The following is a 16,504-nucleotide window of genomic DNA, read 5'->3' on the forward strand; positions in this document are numbered from 1 at the left end:
TCACCTAAACCCTGAAAATAGTTATTGAGGTATACAGATGTGGTATACACTAGTAGGGGGGAATAGGGAAGTGGTGTGGGGTGCTCCTTTTTCTGCACATGCCAAGAAGATGCTGCTGCTAGGCAGCGGCGAATTGGGGAAAGAAGTAGTACTTGAAGCCCAGAGACTGGGCGTGGAAACCATTGCCGTGGACCGATACGAACATGCGCCCGCGATGCAGGTCGCGCATAGGTCCCATGTGATTGATATGCTCGATGCCGATTCCCTGAAGCAGATTATTCATCAGGAAAAACCGGATCTGATCGTACCTGAAATTGAGGCCATAGCAACGCAGGCTTTGCTGGAACTTGAAGAAGAGGGTTACCGCGTCGTTCCAACGGCTAGGGCCGCACGGCTGACGATGGACCGCGAAGGCATACGCCGCCTGGCGGCGGAGAAGCTTGGCCTGAAGGTCGCGGACTACCGTTTCGCCGACAGCCTGGAGGAACTGAAGGAAGCCGTTGCCGTTTTGGGAACGCCATGCGTGGTCAAGCCGATCATGAGCTCTTCGGGCAAAGGGCAAAGCGTCTGCCGCACGGAAAACGATGCGGAGGCGTGCTGGAATGCCGCGATGGAAGGCGGGCGGGCCAAAAACGGCCGCGTGATCGTCGAATCCTTCGTTTTGTTCGAAAGTGAAATCACGCTGTTGACCGTACGCTCTGTAAGCGGAACCACGTTTTGCAAACCGATCGGACATATTCAGAAAGACGGCGACTATGTCGAATCCTGGCAGCCGCATGAATTAAGTCCGGAACATTTGAATGAAGCAGAGCTGATTGCGAAAGCCATCACCGACGAGCTTGGCGGGTATGGCATTTTCGGAGTCGAACTGTTTGTGACGAAAGATGGAATCATATTCAGCGAAGTTTCGCCGCGTCCGCATGATACCGGGATGGTGACGATGGTCACCCAGGATTTGTCGGAATTCGCCCTGCACGTCAGAGCGATTCTCGGGCTTCCGATCCCGTCGGTCGAATTGTTGACGCCGGGAGCTTCGGCAACTTTGAAAGCGGAAGACGCAAGTACGAATTTTGCTGTTGGAGGCGTAGAGGAAGCGCTCAGCCTGCCGCGGACGCAAGTGCGCGTATTCGGCAAGCCGGAGACGAGAGCCGGGCGAAGAATGGCTGTCGCCTTAAGCGCCGATAGGGATCTTCAGAAAGCACGGAAAACGGCGAAACAAGCCGCCAGTCTTTTAAAAGTGGAGGAATATGATCATGAACAGTAATGTCCTGGCACCTGCTCTGCAAATCCGCAATTCCAACTGCGACAGCGATCTCGAGGCGGTCGTGGCATTGATGCGGGAACTGAATTATCCGACGACGATCAACGTAATGCGCGAGCGTATCGAAGCTTCCGAGAACAATCCGAAGCTTTGCACGATGGTTGCGGAGCTTGACGGCAAAGTGATCGGCATGGTTGCGCTGAATCAAGTGAAATCTTTTGCGAGAAACGAGACGGCCACCCAGGTTTCGGCTCTGATCGTGGCGAAGGAGCACCGCGGCCAAGGCATCGGCAAAAGGCTGATCCGCAGCGCGGAGGAATGGGGCAAAAAGCAAGGCTGCCAAACGCTTTTCCTCGTCAGCGGCAACCGCGTCGAAAGAGCGCCTGCCCATGCGTTTTATGAACATATCGGTTTTGAAAAAATCGGATACCAATTCGTGAGAAAACTGAACTAATTCACCATACATTTGAATACGCTCGTCCCTTGCGGGACGGGCTTTTTTGTTTTTAGGGTTATCTATGCCCGTTAATATTTACAATTTTTCCCCGCCGAGATAGAATACGGGAACAACGCTGGGAAGCGTTTACAAGCATTCCCGATGTTAGCCTGTATTAAATCCTGTAACGAAGGTGGATGGAAAATGATGTACAAGCTGTTGCTGGTGGAAGACGAAGCAGACGTAAGGGAAGGATTGGCATGGGAAATCGATTGGGCAAGCCATGGTTTCCAGGTCGTGGACACGGCCGAAAACGGCAGGGAAGCGGCGGAACTGTTCGAGAGGCAGATCCCCGACGTGGTGGTGACCGACATCCAAATGCCGTTTATGGACGGTCTGGAGCTGGCGGCGTGGATCAAGGAACGGTACCGGTCGACGAAAATCATCATTTTGACGGGGTATGACGAATTCGAATACGCGCAAAAAGCGATCAAGCTCCATATCGACGAATACGTGCTTAAGCCTTTTTCATCGCAGGAACTCGTCGAGGTGCTCCTCAAAGTCCGCAGGCAAATGGACGAGGAACAAGCTGAAAAAGAAAACGTACATGTGCTGAAGGAACATTACCGCAAAAGCATTCCCGTGCTGAAGGGGCTTTTTTTGTCCCAGCTCGTCACGCGGAGCATGGCGGACGAAGAAATTCGCGAAAAATGCGGCAGCTACGGCGTCGAATTGACCGGTCGCAGCTTTATGGCTTCCGTGCTTCGGGTGGATTACGTCCACCAGGACGAGGGGGCTGTTAAAAACGACCATTCGGAAGCGTCCTTCTCGCTCAAATATTCGGAGGACCGTTATCTTCAATTGTTTGCCGTTTTGAACGTTGCTGAAGAAATCGTCAGCCGCCATGGCGGTTTTAGCGTGTTCATTCACGCGGAGGATTGCGTGCTGCTGACCGCTTCCCCCGAGCCGGACGCTGGACTGGCGGCGCAGCAAACGCTGGCGGTACTTGACGAAATTCGCCTCAGCGCATCCAAATTTTTGAAGCTGACGCTCACGGCCGGCGCCGGTACGGTATGCGCAAAACCCGGAGAGATTCACCAATCCTACCGCAAAGCGATGCAGGCGCTCGACTACAGGCTGATTCTCGGGAACGACCGGGTGATCTGGATCGCCGATATCGAAACGGAACGCACCGACCCGCTCAATTTCGACGAACTTCAGGAAAAGTCTTTTATCCGCTGCCTTAAAGTGGGAACCCCGGATGAACTCGATGCGCTTTTGGACGGTTTTTTCAACGGTATCCAGGCCGGCCAGCTATCCGTTCAGGAATGCCAGGTGTATTTGATGGAAATTCTCGCCTGCGTGATGAAGGTTGCGAAGGAATTCGGCGTCGAGCCGGATCATCTGTTCGGAGAGGGGGCGTACCCGTTTGCGGAGATCTATAAATACAACCATATCGGGGACGTCAGACGATGGATGGGAGGCATTTGCCGGAAGCTTATGGGCTTTATCGTTCAAGGTCGGCAGACCGGGTATAACCTGCTGGTCGAATCGGCCAAGGCGTATATCCAGCGGCATTTCAGGGACAGCGATCTGTCGATCAGTACCGTGTGCAGCCATCTGCACATCAGCACCGGGTATTTCAGCAGCATTTTCAAAAAAGAAACGAAAACGACCTTCGTCAATTACTTGATGCACATCCGCATGGAAGCGGCGAAAGAGATGCTGCGTTCGACGGACATGAAGGCGTTTGAGATCGCCGAGGCCGTCGGTTTTATGGACCCGAATTACTTCAGCTTCTGTTTCCGCAAACAATTCGGGCTGTCGCCGAGGGAATACCGGAACGGGAACGGAGGTGTCGAGATCCGTTGAAAATCGAAAGCAAACCGAAGCTGCTTCGCCTCCCCCGCATCGGCCTCTCCTTTAAGCTGCGAAGCATTCAAACGATCATTACCGTCACGTTTACGCTCATGACGATTTTTGTCGTCGTCGCCGTCAGTTTTATGCTGTACAACAAATTTTCCAAAACGGCCGAAGAAAATGCTTATCTCAACATCCGGCAGATCATTGAGCAGGTGAGCTACCATTTGGAGCTGTACGTCAAAGGCATGCAGGACATCTATGAGGTCGTCGAGGACCAGATCAACGAAACCCCCGACATATCAAGCCCCGTATTGCGGGAACAGCTGGCAACGCTGCTCCGGACCCGCGAGGATTTGGTGTCCCTGGGGTTGTTCACCCCGACAGGCAATTTGGTCATGGACGTTCCCGATCTGGACATGCGCCGCAACACGCTCTTGGAAACGCAAAGCTGGTTTGAATCGGCCCGCGCCCGGCCGCAAAAGCTCTCATTTTCCGCACCCCATATTCAAAATCTGTATAAGGGCCAATACAAATGGGTCGTTTCGCTTAGCCGGATGGTAAAGTACAAGGAAAACGGCGTGACAAAACAAGGCGTTTTGCTGGCGGACGTCAACTTCCGCACGATCGACGAGCTCAGCCGCAAAGTCAGTTTGGGCAAAAGAGGATATGCCTACGTCATCGACGATCTCGGCAACCTGGTATACCATCCTCAGCAGCAGCTCATTTACGCGGGGTTGAAATACGAAAACCTGGAGCCGGTTTTTGATTATGCATACGGCAGCTATACGGATAAATCGACCGGCGAACTGCGCTATATTACGGTCCGGACCGTCGACCCGATCCGCTGGAAAATCGTCGGCGTCGCTTACCCGGATGAAATCGTGACGACCCAAAGGGATTTGAACCGTTTCGTTTTCTGGTTTCTTCTGGTCATTTGCGCCGCGGTCGCCGTTTTGGCCTTTTTTGTATCCGCCAAAATATCGCAGCCGCTGCTTAAGCTGGAAAAATCGGTGCAAAGCGCCGGGCAGGGCGATTTCAGCACGCCGATCCACGTCAGCGGCGCCCACGAAGTCGTGCAGCTGTCGAAACGGTTCAACTTTATGCTGCACCGCATCCGCCAGCTGATGGACCAAATCATTTACGAACAGGAAGCGAAACGCAAAAGCGAGCTTGACGTGCTGCAGTCCCAGATCAACCCCCACTTTTTGTACAACACGCTGAATTCGGTCATCCGCTTGGCGGAAAGAGGAAAAAAAGAAGAGATCATCGCCACGATCACGTCGCTTTCGAAATTTTTCCGGATCAGCCTGAGCAGGGGCAAAAACATCATTACGGTCGAAGAAGAGCTTGAGCATGTGCGGCATTATTTGATCATCCAAAAAATACGCTTCAAAAACAAATTCGATTTCAGCATCGAATGCGACGAAAAGGCGGCGAGCTGCAAGACGCTGAAGCTGATCCTCCAGCCCATCGCGGAAAACGCGATCGTTCACGGGATCGAAAAGATGCAGGATGCGGGTTTTATTCGCATTACGGCCACGGCCGCGGACGATCGGTTGACGATGAAAGTGTCCGATAACGGGCTGGGCATGACGAAACAGGTCATGGAACAGCTATTGAGCGGCGGCGTACGGAGCGGGGGCTCGGGCGTCGGCGTCAAAAACGTCAACGAACGGATCCGCCTGTATTACGGCAAAACCTACGGACTCAGCTTCGAAAGCGAGCTTGAAGAAGGCACGACGGTGACCATAACGCTGCCTGCGGAACAAAGCGAAGAAACGCTGCAGGAAAGGGGGATATCATGACAAGGTTGGACAGAAAAACAATCGTTGGCGTGCTGCTGATATGCCTGGCCGCGGCGTTGTCCGCATGCACCGGGGAGGAACCGGGTCTCCATGCGCTGGATAAACCGAGAAACGTGGACATGATCGTCAAAATGGACCACGGCGACTTCTGGAAAACGGTCAAGATGGGCGCCGAGGTCGCCGCCAAGGAATATAACGTGACGATTACGTTTAAAGCGCCCCGTTCCGAAAACGATATCGATGAACAAATCCGGCTGGTGGACGAATCGATCCAAAACCAGGCCGATGCCATCATTTTATCCGCAAGCGACTATATGAGGCTGGCCCAGGTGACGGATCGCGCGGCCTATTACAAAATCCCGGTCATTTCCATGGATTCGGAGGTGGCTTCGGCGCGGGTCAAATCTTTTGTCGGGACGAACAACTACGAAGCGGGGCAAAAAGCGGCCGAACGGCTGATCAAGCTGACGGGAGAGAACGCCCGGATCGGCGTGATGAACTTCGTGCAAGGGGCGAAAAACGCCGACGAACGGGAAGAAGGATTCATGGACTACGCTGCCCGTTTTCCGGGAGTCGAGATCGTGGACGTCGAATACTGCCAATCGGACGAGGCGGAAGCCCGCCGGCTGACCCGCAAAATAATTGCTAAACACCCCGAACTAAGCGGCATCGTCGCGTTGAACGAAGTGGCTTCCATCGGGACGGCCGAAGAAATTCAAAAGCTTGGGTACGGGGAAAAAATCAAACTGGTCACGTTCGACAGCCCGGCAAAAGTGATGGAGCTTCTGCAGGAAGGAGTCGTGCAAGGGACCGTCATCCAAAACCCGTTTAATAACGGATATTTGGCCGTCCAGCTGGCGGTTCAAGCGTTGGAAGGCATCGAGGTTCCGGAAAGGGTGGATACCCGCTCGAAGCTGATCGATCTCGACAACATGCTGTGGCCGGAAAATCAAAAGCTTTTGTTTCCGTTTGTCAAGTGAAACGAATATCGGTTAAGCGTATCGCTTAACGCATGAGAATTTTCATAGAACTGATGAGAATTTTATATTCGAATCGGAAGGCGGCTTCGGCATAATGAAAACGTATCCAAGGGATGCAGCATAACGAAACATAAGAGGAGGTCACGAACACGATGAAAAAAATCACTTCCGTACTGCTTGCGGGCGCTTTGCTGGGGACCGTCATGGCCGGCTGCTCGAGCGGCGAAAAAACCGCGGAGGGCGGCAAAAGCGAAAGCGGCGGAAAAGAACCGTCCATCGGCGTAGCGATCTACAAATTTGACGATACCTTCATGACGGGCGTGCGCAACGCGATCAAATCGAACGCCGAAGGGAAAGCGAAGGTGGATATCGTAGACAGCCAAAATTCCCAGCCGACGCAAAACGACAAAGTGGACTTGTTCATATCGAAAAAGACGGATGCGCTGGTGATTAACCCGGTAGACCGCACGGCGGCCGGCGTCATTATCGACAAGGCGAAAGCGGCGAACACGCCGGTCGTGTTCCTGAACCGCGAACCGCTGCCCGAGGACATGAAAAAATGGGACAAGGTTTATTACGTCGGCGCGAAAGCGGAAGAATCCGGCACGATGTCGGGCGAACTGATCGCCGATTATTGGAAGGCCCACCCGGAAGCGGACAAAAACAAGGACGGCGTGCTGCAGTACGTCATGCTAAAAGGCGAACCGGGCCACCAGGATGCCGAGCTGCGCACCAAATATTCCATTGAGGCGATCGAAAAAGCCGGCATCAAAGTCCAAAAGGTGGAAGAGGACACCGCGATGTGGGACCGCGTCAAAGGCCAAGAGAAGATGGCGGCTTTCCTCGGAGCGCACGGCGACGGCATCGAAGCCGTGTTGGCGAACAACGACGACATGGCTCTGGGGGCGATCGAAGCGCTGAAAGCGGCCGGCTATTTCAAGGACGGCAAAACGATGCCGGTCGTCGGCGTAGACGCGACGGCTCCCGCGCTTCAGGCATTGGAAGAAGGAACGCTGCTGGGCACGGTGCTGAACGACGCAAACAATCAGGGCAAGGCGGCCGTGGCGCTGGCGACGGTGCTGGCCAAAGGCGAAACGCCTTCAAAGGACAACATCGGCTTTGATATTACGGATAACCAATACGTGTGGATTCCATACAAAAAAATTACGAAGGACAACATCAACGACGCGAAATAACGCGGTTTTTGCAGCTAAAGCAAATGCGAAAAACCGGCTTGCCGGGCGGCGGCGGAGCCGCTGCCGTCCGGCGCAGTCGGGCAGCGGGGGGCAAGCAATATGGCACGGCATGAATATGTGCTCGAGATGAACGGAATATCCAAGGAATTCCCCGGGGTTAAGGCGCTTGATGACGTCACGTTTAAGGTGCGGCCCGGTTCGGTGCATGCCCTGATGGGGGAAAACGGCGCCGGAAAATCGACGCTGATGAAATGCCTCTACGGGATTTACGCGCCGGATGCGGGCGAAATCGTCCTGGACGGAGAAAAGGTGCAAATCCAAAGTTCGAAAGATGCGCTCGGTTACGGCATTTCCATGATCCATCAGGAGCTTCATCCGGTGCCGTTCCGAAATGTCATGGAAAATATTTGGCTGGGACGGTTTCCGACCAAAGGCTTTTTCCCGTTCCGGTTCATTGACCATAAGCAAATGTACAAAGATACGAAAGAGCTTTTCAAGCAGCTGGATATGGACGTGGATCCGAATATGATCGTCGGCAGGCTGTCGGTGTCCAAAGTCCAATCGATCGAAATCGCCAAAGCCGTTTCCTACCAGTCGAAGATCATCATTATGGACGAACCGACTTCCTCGTTGACAAGCGTAGAAGTCGAGCATTTGTTCCGGATGATCCGGGATTTAAAAAAACGGGGCGTCGCCATCATCTATATTTCGCACAAAATGGAAGAAATTTTGAGCATTTGCGATGAAGTGACGATCATGCGGGACGGGCAAAAAATCGGCACCTGGCCGGCAAGCGAGCTGACCACGGACCTGATGATTTCGAAGATGGTCGGCCGCGATCTGACGCAGCGTTTTCCCGACCGCGATCATGCGCCCGGCGAAGTGCTGCTGGAAGTTCGCGGGCTCACTTCACCGCATCCCGCATCCTTTAAGGATATATCGTTTCAGCTTCGGCAGGGCGAAATTTTGGGGATCGGGGGTCTCGTAGGGGCGCAGCGCACCGAGCTGATCGAAGCCCTTTTCGGTTTGCGGGGCATCGCATCCGGAACGGTACTGATCCGGGGGAAAGAGGTGAAGATCCATACGCCGGGCGACGCGATCAAGCACGGGATGGCGCTTTTGACCGAAGAACGCCGCGTCACGGGGATTTTTCCGGTGCTGCCGGTGCACGAAAACGCATCGATCGCCAATCTGAACCGGTATCGCAGGCTGCTTTTTTTCCTTGACGGGCGCAAAAAAAAGAAAGAAGCGGATCTGATGGTCGAGAAGCTGCGCACCAAAACGCCGACGACCCGCACGCTCATCATGAATCTGTCCGGCGGAAACCAGCAAAAGGTGCTTTTGGCAAGATGGCTCCTTACGGATCCTGACATCCTGCTGCTCGACGAGCCGACGCGCGGCATCGACGTCGGAGCCAAGTTCGAAATTTACACCATCATCAAAGACCTTGCCAAGCAGGGAAAAAGCATCGTCATGATTTCTTCCGAGATGCCCGAACTGATCGGGATGTCCGACCGGATCATGGTCATGTCCGGGGGACGGCTTACCGGAATTTTGGATGGAAGCAGCGCCTCGGAGGAAGAAATCATGAGGCTGGCCGCCCGGCATGCCTAGGACGCGAAGGAGGATGAACCCATGCTGAGCATGAAAAAAGTGGGCGGCGGAAAAGCCGTTCAAAGCTTTACGACGCAATATGCGATTTATATCGTTTTGGTGCTGCTCGTGATCGGAATCACGATTTACAACCCGTCGTTTCTGTCGATCGATTCCTTGCGGAATATCCTTATTCAATCCTCTACGCGGGCCATCATCGCGCTTGGGGTGGCGTTTATTCTGATTACCGCAGGCACCGACTTGTCTGCAGGGCGGATCGTCGGTTTGACCGCCGTGGTTTCCGCATCCATGCTTCAAACCGAGAACTACGCCAACCGCTTTTTCCCGGATTTGCCGCATCTGAACGTGTTTGTCCCTATTTTGCTGGCGATCGTCGTCGGTTTGGTCTGCGGTTTGGTCAACGGACTGGTCGTCGCGAAGCTGAATGTGCCGCCGTTTATCGCCACGCTTGGAACGATGGTCGCGGTGTACGGGATAAACTCGATGTACTTCGACATGGACCCGAACAACTCGCAGCCGATCGGGGGACTTCGTCAAGATTTCACCGCTTTCGGATCGGGATCGATCGGTTCAGGCACCTTTTCGGTTCCGTATATCGTGCTGGTCGCCATTTTCGTGGCGTTTATCGTGTGGGTGATCTTCAACAAAACGAAGCTTGGCAAAAACATGTACGCCATCGGCGGCAATGTGCAGGCCGCCAAAGTTTCCGGCATCCATGTCGCCAAAAACCTGATCTATATTTATATGATCGCCGGCGCATTGTATGGCCTTGCAGGCGTGCTCGAGGCGTCCAGAACCGGCGGCGCGACAAACAACTACGGCAACATGTACGAGCTTGACGCCATCGCAGCTTGCGTTGTCGGGGGCGTGTCCACCACGGGAGGCATCGGGACGGTGCCGGGAGTGATGGTTGGGGTGCTGATTTTTTCGATCATAAACTACGGTCTGACGTTTATCGGGATCAGCCCTTATTGGCAGCTGATTTTTAAGGGATTGATCATCGTCGCCGCCGTTGCGTTTGATATGCGCAAATACGCAGCCAAGAAATAAGTTGAATGGTGGACGGAACCGCCGCAGCCGCATGGCTGCGGTTTTTTGCATTGAATCGCGGGCGTCTGGAAATTCGTTGCCAATATTTGTGGACTACACAAAAGAAACAGCCATGTTACAATGTGGGAGTGAGAAATGACAACTTTGTAACCTGGACAGATTCACGTACTACCAATGACACCATGAGAAGGAGATGTATCCATGAAGAACAATAAAGTGATGAAAGCCTTGATCGGCACGGCATGCGCCGGCGTTTTGGCGGTTGGTCTGATTGGAGCAGGTCCGGCATCGGCTGCTTCTGCCCAGCAAAACTACGTACCTGCACCAAAAAACATCCAAGACCTGCAAAACCTTCAAAGCTATTTGCAAGAGTGGCTGCAAAACAGTGGACTCGACTTTCAATTCCAATATCCGGGAACAGGACAACAAGTAACCGTACCGCAGCCGTCGAATCCGACGCCTTCAACGCCTTCGAAGCCGCAAACGAATCCGACGCCTTCGAAGCCGGTAACAACCAAACCTAAGCCATCCAAGCCTGAGACTTCGAAACCGGATGCTTCGACTTCCAAACCGTCGACCGGAACGACCTCGAACCAGTCCGCTTATGCGGCCGAAGTCGTAAAACTGGTAAACCAGGAGCGTGCGAAAGCGGGCCTCAAACCTTTGACGGAAAACGCCAAACTGTCCAACATGGCGATGGATAAAGCGAAAGACATGAGCAACAACAATTATTTCGACCACAACTCGCCAACGTACGGTTCTCCGTTCGATATGATGAAAAAATACGGCATTTCCTTCAGCTATGCGGGCGAAAACATCGCTAAAGGGCAAAAAACGCCTGCAGACGTCATGAACGCATGGATGAACAGCGAAGGACACCGCGCCAACATCCTGAACAGCAACTACACCACGATCGGCGTGGCTTACTACAACGGATACTGGGTACAAGAATTTATCGCGAACTAATACCGATCTTATCATTTAATGGCCGAGTCCGTTTCCTTCGGGAAACGGGCTTTTTTTGCCGGGAGCAGAAAAAACCGGATGGCCTTCCATCCGGTTAATTCACCATGGTTATGATGGGTTATGCAGGGTTCGAACCTGCGACCTGCCGATTAAGAGTCGGCTGCTCTGCCAGCTAAGCTAATAACCCGCAATCCTATACTCATTATACTACGCCTTTTTTTTTCGAAAATCCAGACGTTCACAAAAAGTTGACAACAGGAATCTTTGCTGGTTTTCGCCATTCGTTCAGCACGAAAGGAAATTGCGGCCGAATTTGCAAATTCGTCCTAGAAGTTTTATGTTTATTTACATATGTCATTTGTCGGAAAAATGACGAATCGCAGAACGTCTTGATGGAGGGATCGGTTGTGAATTCATCGAAATGGATTTGGCGCAGCGTCGGCATCTTATCCGTGCTCGCCACGCTGCTTCTGCTCGCCGGCTTCGTTTATGCGGTCAAAGACATTCAGAATCCCCAGGCTGCGAAAGAGCAGGGTCCAAAGGCGGCCGAGCCGCAAACGGGAACGGTCTCTTCGAACCCCGAAACAGCCAAAGAGCTGAAGTTCGCGGTCCTTGGCGATTCCTTGGCGAAAGGAACGGGAGACAATTCGGGCATGGGGTTCGCGCGCCGGACGATCAAGGAACTGTCGCCAGCAGGGGGCAGGAAGGCGACCCTCCTGAACAATCTGGGCATCAACGGACTTACGACGACGGGCCTTCTGCCGAAACTGGAGGAGCGTGGAACAAAATACGTGCTGGGACAAGCCGATGTGATTCTGCTTTCGATCGGAGGGAACGATCTTTTCCAAGGGGCCGATCTCATCTCCAAGGGCATTGCCGGTACAAGTTCGACGGCCAAAGGGCAGGAACTGGATCCGAAGGATCTGTTAAAGGGACTGCCCAAAGCATCGACGCAGCTGAAAGCGATTTTGGAGCGGATCCGCGCGATCAATCCCAATGCCTTGATCGTCTACGTCGGCCTGTATAATCCGTTCGGAGACATCGAAGATCTTCAGATTCCCGGGAATGAGGCGGTTGCGGAATGGAATCAAGCCGCGCTCGACACGATTAATAAATATGGCAATATGACGCTGGTGCCTACCTTTGACATTTTCCAGCATCATTTGGACCGGTATTTGTCGTCGGATCACTTCCATCCGAACGGCGACGGATACCAGCAAATCGCCGTCCGGATCGTACAGGCAATCCGCTGACACGGCATACGGAGGAAAGGAGAAGGAGAGAATGTCATTGACGGACGGTTCGGACCTGCGGCAACCCATCGTGTTATCGGTTGAACACGTCAAAAAAAGGATCGGCAAAAAATGGATCATCGAAGATGTGACCTTCGATGTCCGCGAAGGCGAAATATTCGGTTTTTTAGGGCCGAACGGCGCAGGCAAAACGACGACGATCCGCATGCTTGTAGACTTGATCAAGCCGAGCGCCGGGGTCATCAAAGTATGCGGCTATGACGTGAACCGGGAGCAGGAGCAAGCGCTTCGTTTCGTCGGCTCGATCGTGGAAAACCCGGAAGTATACACATATTTGACCGGGTGGGAGAATCTGGAGCATTTTGCGCGCATGCAGCCCGGCATCGACAACCGCCGGATACAGGAAGTGGTGGATATCGTCCGGCTGGACCAGAGAATCCATGACAAGGTCAGAACCTATTCCCTCGGGATGCGTCAGCGGCTGGGCATCGCTCAAGCGCTGCTCGGAAGGCCGAAGCTGCTTATTCTCGATGAGCCGACAAACGGGCTCGATCCGAAGGGAATCAAGGAGCTGCGCCAATTTATCCGGGAGCTGGCGGACGGGGGATTGGCCGTGTTTGTATCCAGCCATCTGCTTAGCGAAATTCAGCTGTTATGCGACCGGGTGGCTATCATCAGCCGCGGCCGGGTGCTTGCGGTGGGCGATGTCAACGAGCTTGTGGCCGCCAACGCGGAATACGTAATTTGGGATTTCGAACCGGCCGAAGCGGGAAAGCGGGAGCTTGCGCTTCGCGAAGGAATCGAAGTGATCGAACACGCTGAACGGGTGCTGGATGACGCCATCATCGCCGGGATGGGCGCCGGATCGGTCGTAACGGTCATGGGCGAAGAACTTATCGCCGGAACGGTCGCGCATCTGGTCGCTTCGGGCATTCGGATCCACGGCGTCCATAAAATCAACCCGACGCTCGAGCAGCTGTTCCTGAAAATGACGGAGGGTGAGAGTATTGATTAGCGTGCTGCCCCTGATTCAAAACGAGACGATCAAAATTATCAAAAAGAAGCGCTTTTATGTCATTTTGCTGATTCTGCTCGTGCTGGTTCCGATGTTCACCTATGCCCAAATGCGGTCGGCTGAACAAACGAGGGAAAAGTTCAAAGGCGACTGGCGGCTTGAAGTGCAGCAGCAAATTACGGATAATGAAAATTCCCTCGGCAGCGACAGGGTGCCGGACGAATGGAAGAAATTCCGGAAAATTTTCGTGCAGCAGCTGCAGTATTACCTGGAGCATGACGTGAACCCGAACGAGCCGAACGGCGTCACGTTCACGCGCGAGTTTATGGCGAATTCCATAACTTTGTTCATTCCTCTACTCATTATGGCGATCGCTTCCGATATAGTATCCGGGGAACGAACGAGCGGCACCATCAAAATGCTATTGACGAGGCCGGTCAAAAGGTGGAAGGTGCTGCTGAGCAAACTGATCACGTTGTACATGTTTTCTTCGCTGATCATCGTGTCCGCTTTTGTGATCACGTACGTCATTTCCGGGGCCGTTTTCGGGTATAAAGGATTTGAATTTCCGGTGTTCACCGGATTTCGGATTCAAGGGTCCGACGTCGATATGTCGGCCGTGCACGCGGTGCCCCAGTGGATGTATTTGCTGATGGAAGGCGGGCTGATCTGGTTCGTAAGCCTGGTCGTCGCTTCGCTCGCGTTTATGGTATCGGTGCTCGTCCGCAGCACGGCGGCAAGCATCGTGGTCATGATGGCCGCGCTGATCGCCGGGACGATCCTTACCAACATGGCCTCCGCCTGGAAAAGCGCGAAATACCTGTTTATGGTCAATTTGGAGCTGACGGACTATCTGTCCGGGACGCCGGCCCCGATCGAGGGAATGAACCTCGCTTTTTCGCTGGCGGTGTTGTCCGTATGGGCCGTTGCCGCGATCATAATCTCATTCCTTGTCTTTACGAAAAGGGATATCTTGAATTAAAATGGACAAGGATAACAAAACAAAACATCTGTTTGCATTTTGGTATATCCTACATAAAGAAGCACAAAGGGGGAGCATGAATGGTCGAGCAGATCGATATGTTTGCAGAGCCGCCGGGAGACGGCCATAACAACAGCGCGCCCAGCGGCGGCAGTTACGATGCAGACGACATTCAAGTGCTCGAAGGCCTGGTTGCGGTACGCAAACGGCCAGGCATGTATATTGGCAGCACCAGTTCATCGGGGCTTCATCATTTGGTATGGGAAATCGTGGATAATGCCGTCGATGAGCATTTGGCCAAATACTGCACGAGAATTGATCTTACTTTGCATAAAGACGGTTCCATCACCGTAGTCGATAACGGACGCGGCATTCCGACGGGAATGCATAAAACGGGAATCCCGACGCCGCAAGTCGTATATACCATCCTGCACGCCGGAGGAAAATTCGGCGGCGGCGGATATAAAAAATCGGGCGGCCTGCACGGCGTCGGGGCGTCGGTAACCAATGCGCTTTCCGAATGGCTCGAGGTGGAGATTTACCGCGACGGCAAAATCCATCGGCAGCGCTTCGAATATTGGCAGGACAAAAACGGCAAGGAGCATGTCGGCGAACCTGTCACCGGGCTCGAAGTGCTCGGCAATACGAACAAAACCGGCACCAAGGTGACCTTTAAACCGGACATCCGGGTGTTCCACGGCGGGATTCAGTTCAACTACGATACGCTTGCCGAACGGCTGCAGGAAATCGCCTTCCTGAATTCGGGCCTCCGCATCGTCATCAAGGATGAGCGCACCGACCGGATGGACGAATTTTATTACGAAGGCGGCGCCAGCCAATTCGTCGAATTTTTGAACGAAGGCAAAGACGTGCTGCATGACGTCATTCATTTTTACGGGGAAAAGGACGACGTGGAGGTCGAGGTGGCGCTCCAATACAACGCGGGTTACACCGAAACGCTCGCATCGTTCGTCAACTCGATCCCGACGCGCGGCGGAGGGACGCACGAAACGGGGTTCAAGACCGCTTATACGCGCATCATGAACGATTACGCCCGGAAAAACCACATGCTGAAAGAAAAGGACAAAAACCTGGAAGGCAATGATCTCCGCGAAGGCATGATGGCGGTCATCAGCGTCAAAATGGCCGAAGTCGAATTCGTGGGACAAACGAAAGACCAATTGGGCAGCGCCTCGGCGCGCAGCACCGTGGACGCGATCGTGACGGAAAAGATGCAGATTTTCCTCGAAGAAAACCCGCAGGTTGCCCAAACGCTCATCAAAAAAGCGATCCAGGCGTCCAAAGCGCGCGAGGCGGCGCGCAAAGCCCGCGACGATATGCGCAGCGGGAAAAAGCGGAGCGAAGGCTCGAGCCTCGGGGGCAAGCTGAGTCCGGCTCAATCCAAGGACTTCACCCGTACGGAGCTGTTTGTCGTCGAAGGAAATTCCGCCGGCGGGTCGGCCAAACAGGGCCGCGACTCGAAGATTCAGGCGATCCTTCCCCTGAAGGGCAAACCGCTGAACCCGGAAAAAGCCAAGCTTGCCGATATCATGAAAAACGAGGAATACCGCACGATCATTAACGCGATCGGAGCGGGCATCGGAACCGAGTTCGAAATCGAAGACAGCAATTACTCCAAAATTATTATTATGACGGACGCCGATACCGACGGCGCGCACATTCAAGTGCTGTTATTGACGTTCTTCTACCGCTACATGAAGCCGCTGATCGACGAAGGCCGGGTGTACATCGCCCAGCCGCCGCTGTACAAAATTTCGCGCAAGTCGGGCAAGCTTGAAACGGTACGGTACGCCTACAGCGACGAGCAGCTGCAAAATTACTTGAAGGAATTCGGCAAAAATTACGAGCTGCAGCGTTACAAAGGTCTCGGCGAGATGAATCCCGAACAGCTGTGGGAGACGACCATGAATCCGGAAACGCGCACCCTGCTGCAGGTGCAGATCGAAGATGCGGCGAAAGCGGAGCGCCGCGTATCCACGCTGATGGGCGACAAGATCGACCCGCGCAAGCGCTGGATCGTGGAAAATGTCGACTTTAGAGAGTTCGAGGAATAGAAGGTGAA

Annotated in this window: 13 protein-coding genes and 1 tRNA gene; 13 read left to right on the forward strand and 1 reads right to left on the reverse strand. The window is 53.6% G+C overall.

Annotated features, from left to right (window positions below; translation table 11 throughout):
* Positions 1-73: 73 nt before the first annotated feature.
* The 9 genes from purT to GQY55_RS11930 all read left to right on the forward strand — a co-directional run bounded on the left by purT (position 74) and on the right by GQY55_RS11930 (position 11,171).
* Positions 74-1,264 (forward strand): formate-dependent phosphoribosylglycinamide formyltransferase, encoded by a 1,191-nt coding sequence (gene purT, locus GQY55_RS11890; RefSeq protein WP_160041628.1) that lies wholly within the window; start codon positions 74-76, stop codon positions 1,262-1,264.
* Positions 1,254-1,715 carry a GNAT family N-acetyltransferase gene (locus GQY55_RS11895; RefSeq protein ID WP_236575559.1) on the forward strand — a complete coding sequence of 154 codons (462 nt, stop codon included), beginning with the start codon at positions 1,254-1,256 and terminating at the stop codon, positions 1,713-1,715. The genes purT and GQY55_RS11895 overlap by 11 nt, the downstream gene beginning before the upstream one ends.
* Before the next feature lie 186 nt (positions 1,716-1,901).
* On the forward strand, positions 1,902-3,569 hold the full coding sequence (locus GQY55_RS11900) for a response regulator (protein ID WP_306434048.1): 1,668 nt from the start codon (positions 1,902-1,904) through the stop codon (positions 3,567-3,569).
* Between the two features lie 98 nt (positions 3,570-3,667).
* Positions 3,668-5,365, forward strand: coding sequence for a sensor histidine kinase (locus GQY55_RS11905; RefSeq protein WP_160041632.1), 1,698 nt, complete (start codon positions 3,668-3,670; stop codon positions 5,363-5,365).
* A complete protein-coding gene (locus GQY55_RS11910; RefSeq protein WP_160041480.1) occupies positions 5,362-6,345 on the forward strand; it encodes a substrate-binding domain-containing protein in 984 nt (327 codons plus the stop codon). The genes GQY55_RS11905 and GQY55_RS11910 overlap by 4 nt, the downstream gene beginning before the upstream one ends.
* A 152-nt stretch (positions 6,346-6,497) precedes the next feature.
* The gene (locus GQY55_RS11915; RefSeq protein ID WP_160041482.1) at positions 6,498-7,541 is read left to right on the forward strand and encodes a galactose ABC transporter substrate-binding protein; all 1,044 of its coding nucleotides are present in this window, start codon (positions 6,498-6,500) and stop codon (positions 7,539-7,541) included.
* Positions 7,542-7,640: 99 nt separating this feature from the next.
* A complete protein-coding gene (locus GQY55_RS11920) occupies positions 7,641-9,155 on the forward strand; it encodes a sugar ABC transporter ATP-binding protein (protein ID WP_160041484.1) in 1,515 nt (504 codons plus the stop codon).
* Positions 9,156-9,176: 21 nt separating this feature from the next.
* Entirely contained in the window at positions 9,177-10,205 is a 1,029-nt protein-coding gene (gene mglC / locus GQY55_RS11925; protein WP_373309190.1) for a galactose/methyl galactoside ABC transporter permease MglC, read from the forward strand.
* A gap of 201 nt (positions 10,206-10,406) precedes the next feature.
* Positions 10,407-11,171: a CAP domain-containing protein gene (locus GQY55_RS11930; RefSeq protein ID WP_236575560.1), complete on the forward strand. Its 765-nt coding sequence runs from the start codon at positions 10,407-10,409 to the stop codon at positions 11,169-11,171.
* A 114-nt stretch (positions 11,172-11,285) separates the two neighbouring features.
* Here the strand turns inward: GQY55_RS11930 and GQY55_RS11935 are convergent.
* Positions 11,286-11,358: transfer RNA gene (locus GQY55_RS11935), tRNA-Lys, on the reverse strand.
* 220 nt (positions 11,359-11,578) lie between these two features.
* Between GQY55_RS11935 and GQY55_RS11940 the strand changes: the two genes are divergently transcribed.
* The 4 genes from GQY55_RS11940 to parE all read left to right on the forward strand — a co-directional run bounded on the left by GQY55_RS11940 (position 11,579) and on the right by parE (position 16,496).
* The gene (locus GQY55_RS11940; RefSeq protein WP_160041486.1) at positions 11,579-12,424 is read left to right on the forward strand and encodes a GDSL-type esterase/lipase family protein; all 846 of its coding nucleotides are present in this window, start codon (positions 11,579-11,581) and stop codon (positions 12,422-12,424) included.
* Positions 12,425-12,455: 31 nt separating this feature from the next.
* Positions 12,456-13,439 carry an ABC transporter ATP-binding protein gene (locus tag GQY55_RS11945; RefSeq protein WP_160041488.1) on the forward strand — a complete coding sequence of 328 codons (984 nt, stop codon included), beginning with the start codon at positions 12,456-12,458 and terminating at the stop codon, positions 13,437-13,439.
* The gene (locus GQY55_RS11950) at positions 13,432-14,421 is read left to right on the forward strand and encodes an ABC transporter permease (RefSeq protein ID WP_160041638.1); all 990 of its coding nucleotides are present in this window, start codon (positions 13,432-13,434) and stop codon (positions 14,419-14,421) included. The genes GQY55_RS11945 and GQY55_RS11950 overlap by 8 nt, the downstream gene beginning before the upstream one ends.
* Before the next feature lie 80 nt (positions 14,422-14,501).
* A complete protein-coding gene (parE, locus tag GQY55_RS11955) occupies positions 14,502-16,496 on the forward strand; it encodes a DNA topoisomerase IV subunit B (RefSeq protein WP_160041490.1) in 1,995 nt (664 codons plus the stop codon).
* Positions 16,497-16,504: the final 8 nt, after the last annotated feature.

It is taken from the genome of Paenibacillus sp. USDA918EY (assembly GCF_009870825.1).
Lineage (GTDB): Bacteria > Bacillota > Bacilli > Paenibacillales > Paenibacillaceae > Paenibacillus_AQ > Paenibacillus_AQ albilobatus.

Coding starts and splice junctions, on each gene's coding strand:
- GQY55_RS11895 (WP_236575559.1), top strand. CDS start 1,254: ATGAACAGTAATGTCCTGGCACCTGCTCTGCAAATCCGCAATTCCAAC.
- GQY55_RS11900 (WP_306434048.1), top strand. CDS start 1,902: ATGATGTACAAGCTGTTGCTGGTGGAAGACGAAGCAGACGTAAGGGAA.
- GQY55_RS11905 (WP_160041632.1), top strand. CDS start 3,668: ATGACGATTTTTGTCGTCGTCGCCGTCAGTTTTATGCTGTACAACAAA.
- GQY55_RS11910 (WP_160041480.1), top strand. CDS start 5,362: ATGACAAGGTTGGACAGAAAAACAATCGTTGGCGTGCTGCTGATATGC.
- GQY55_RS11915 (WP_160041482.1), top strand. CDS start 6,498: ATGAAAAAAATCACTTCCGTACTGCTTGCGGGCGCTTTGCTGGGGACC.
- GQY55_RS11920 (WP_160041484.1), top strand. CDS start 7,641: ATGGCACGGCATGAATATGTGCTCGAGATGAACGGAATATCCAAGGAA.
- mglC (WP_373309190.1), top strand. CDS start 9,177: ATGCTGAGCATGAAAAAAGTGGGCGGCGGAAAAGCCGTTCAAAGCTTT.
- GQY55_RS11930 (WP_236575560.1), top strand. CDS start 10,407: ATGAAGAACAATAAAGTGATGAAAGCCTTGATCGGCACGGCATGCGCC.
- GQY55_RS11945 (WP_160041488.1), top strand. CDS start 12,456: ATGTCATTGACGGACGGTTCGGACCTGCGGCAACCCATCGTGTTATCG.
- parE (WP_160041490.1), top strand. CDS start 14,502: ATGGTCGAGCAGATCGATATGTTTGCAGAGCCGCCGGGAGACGGCCAT.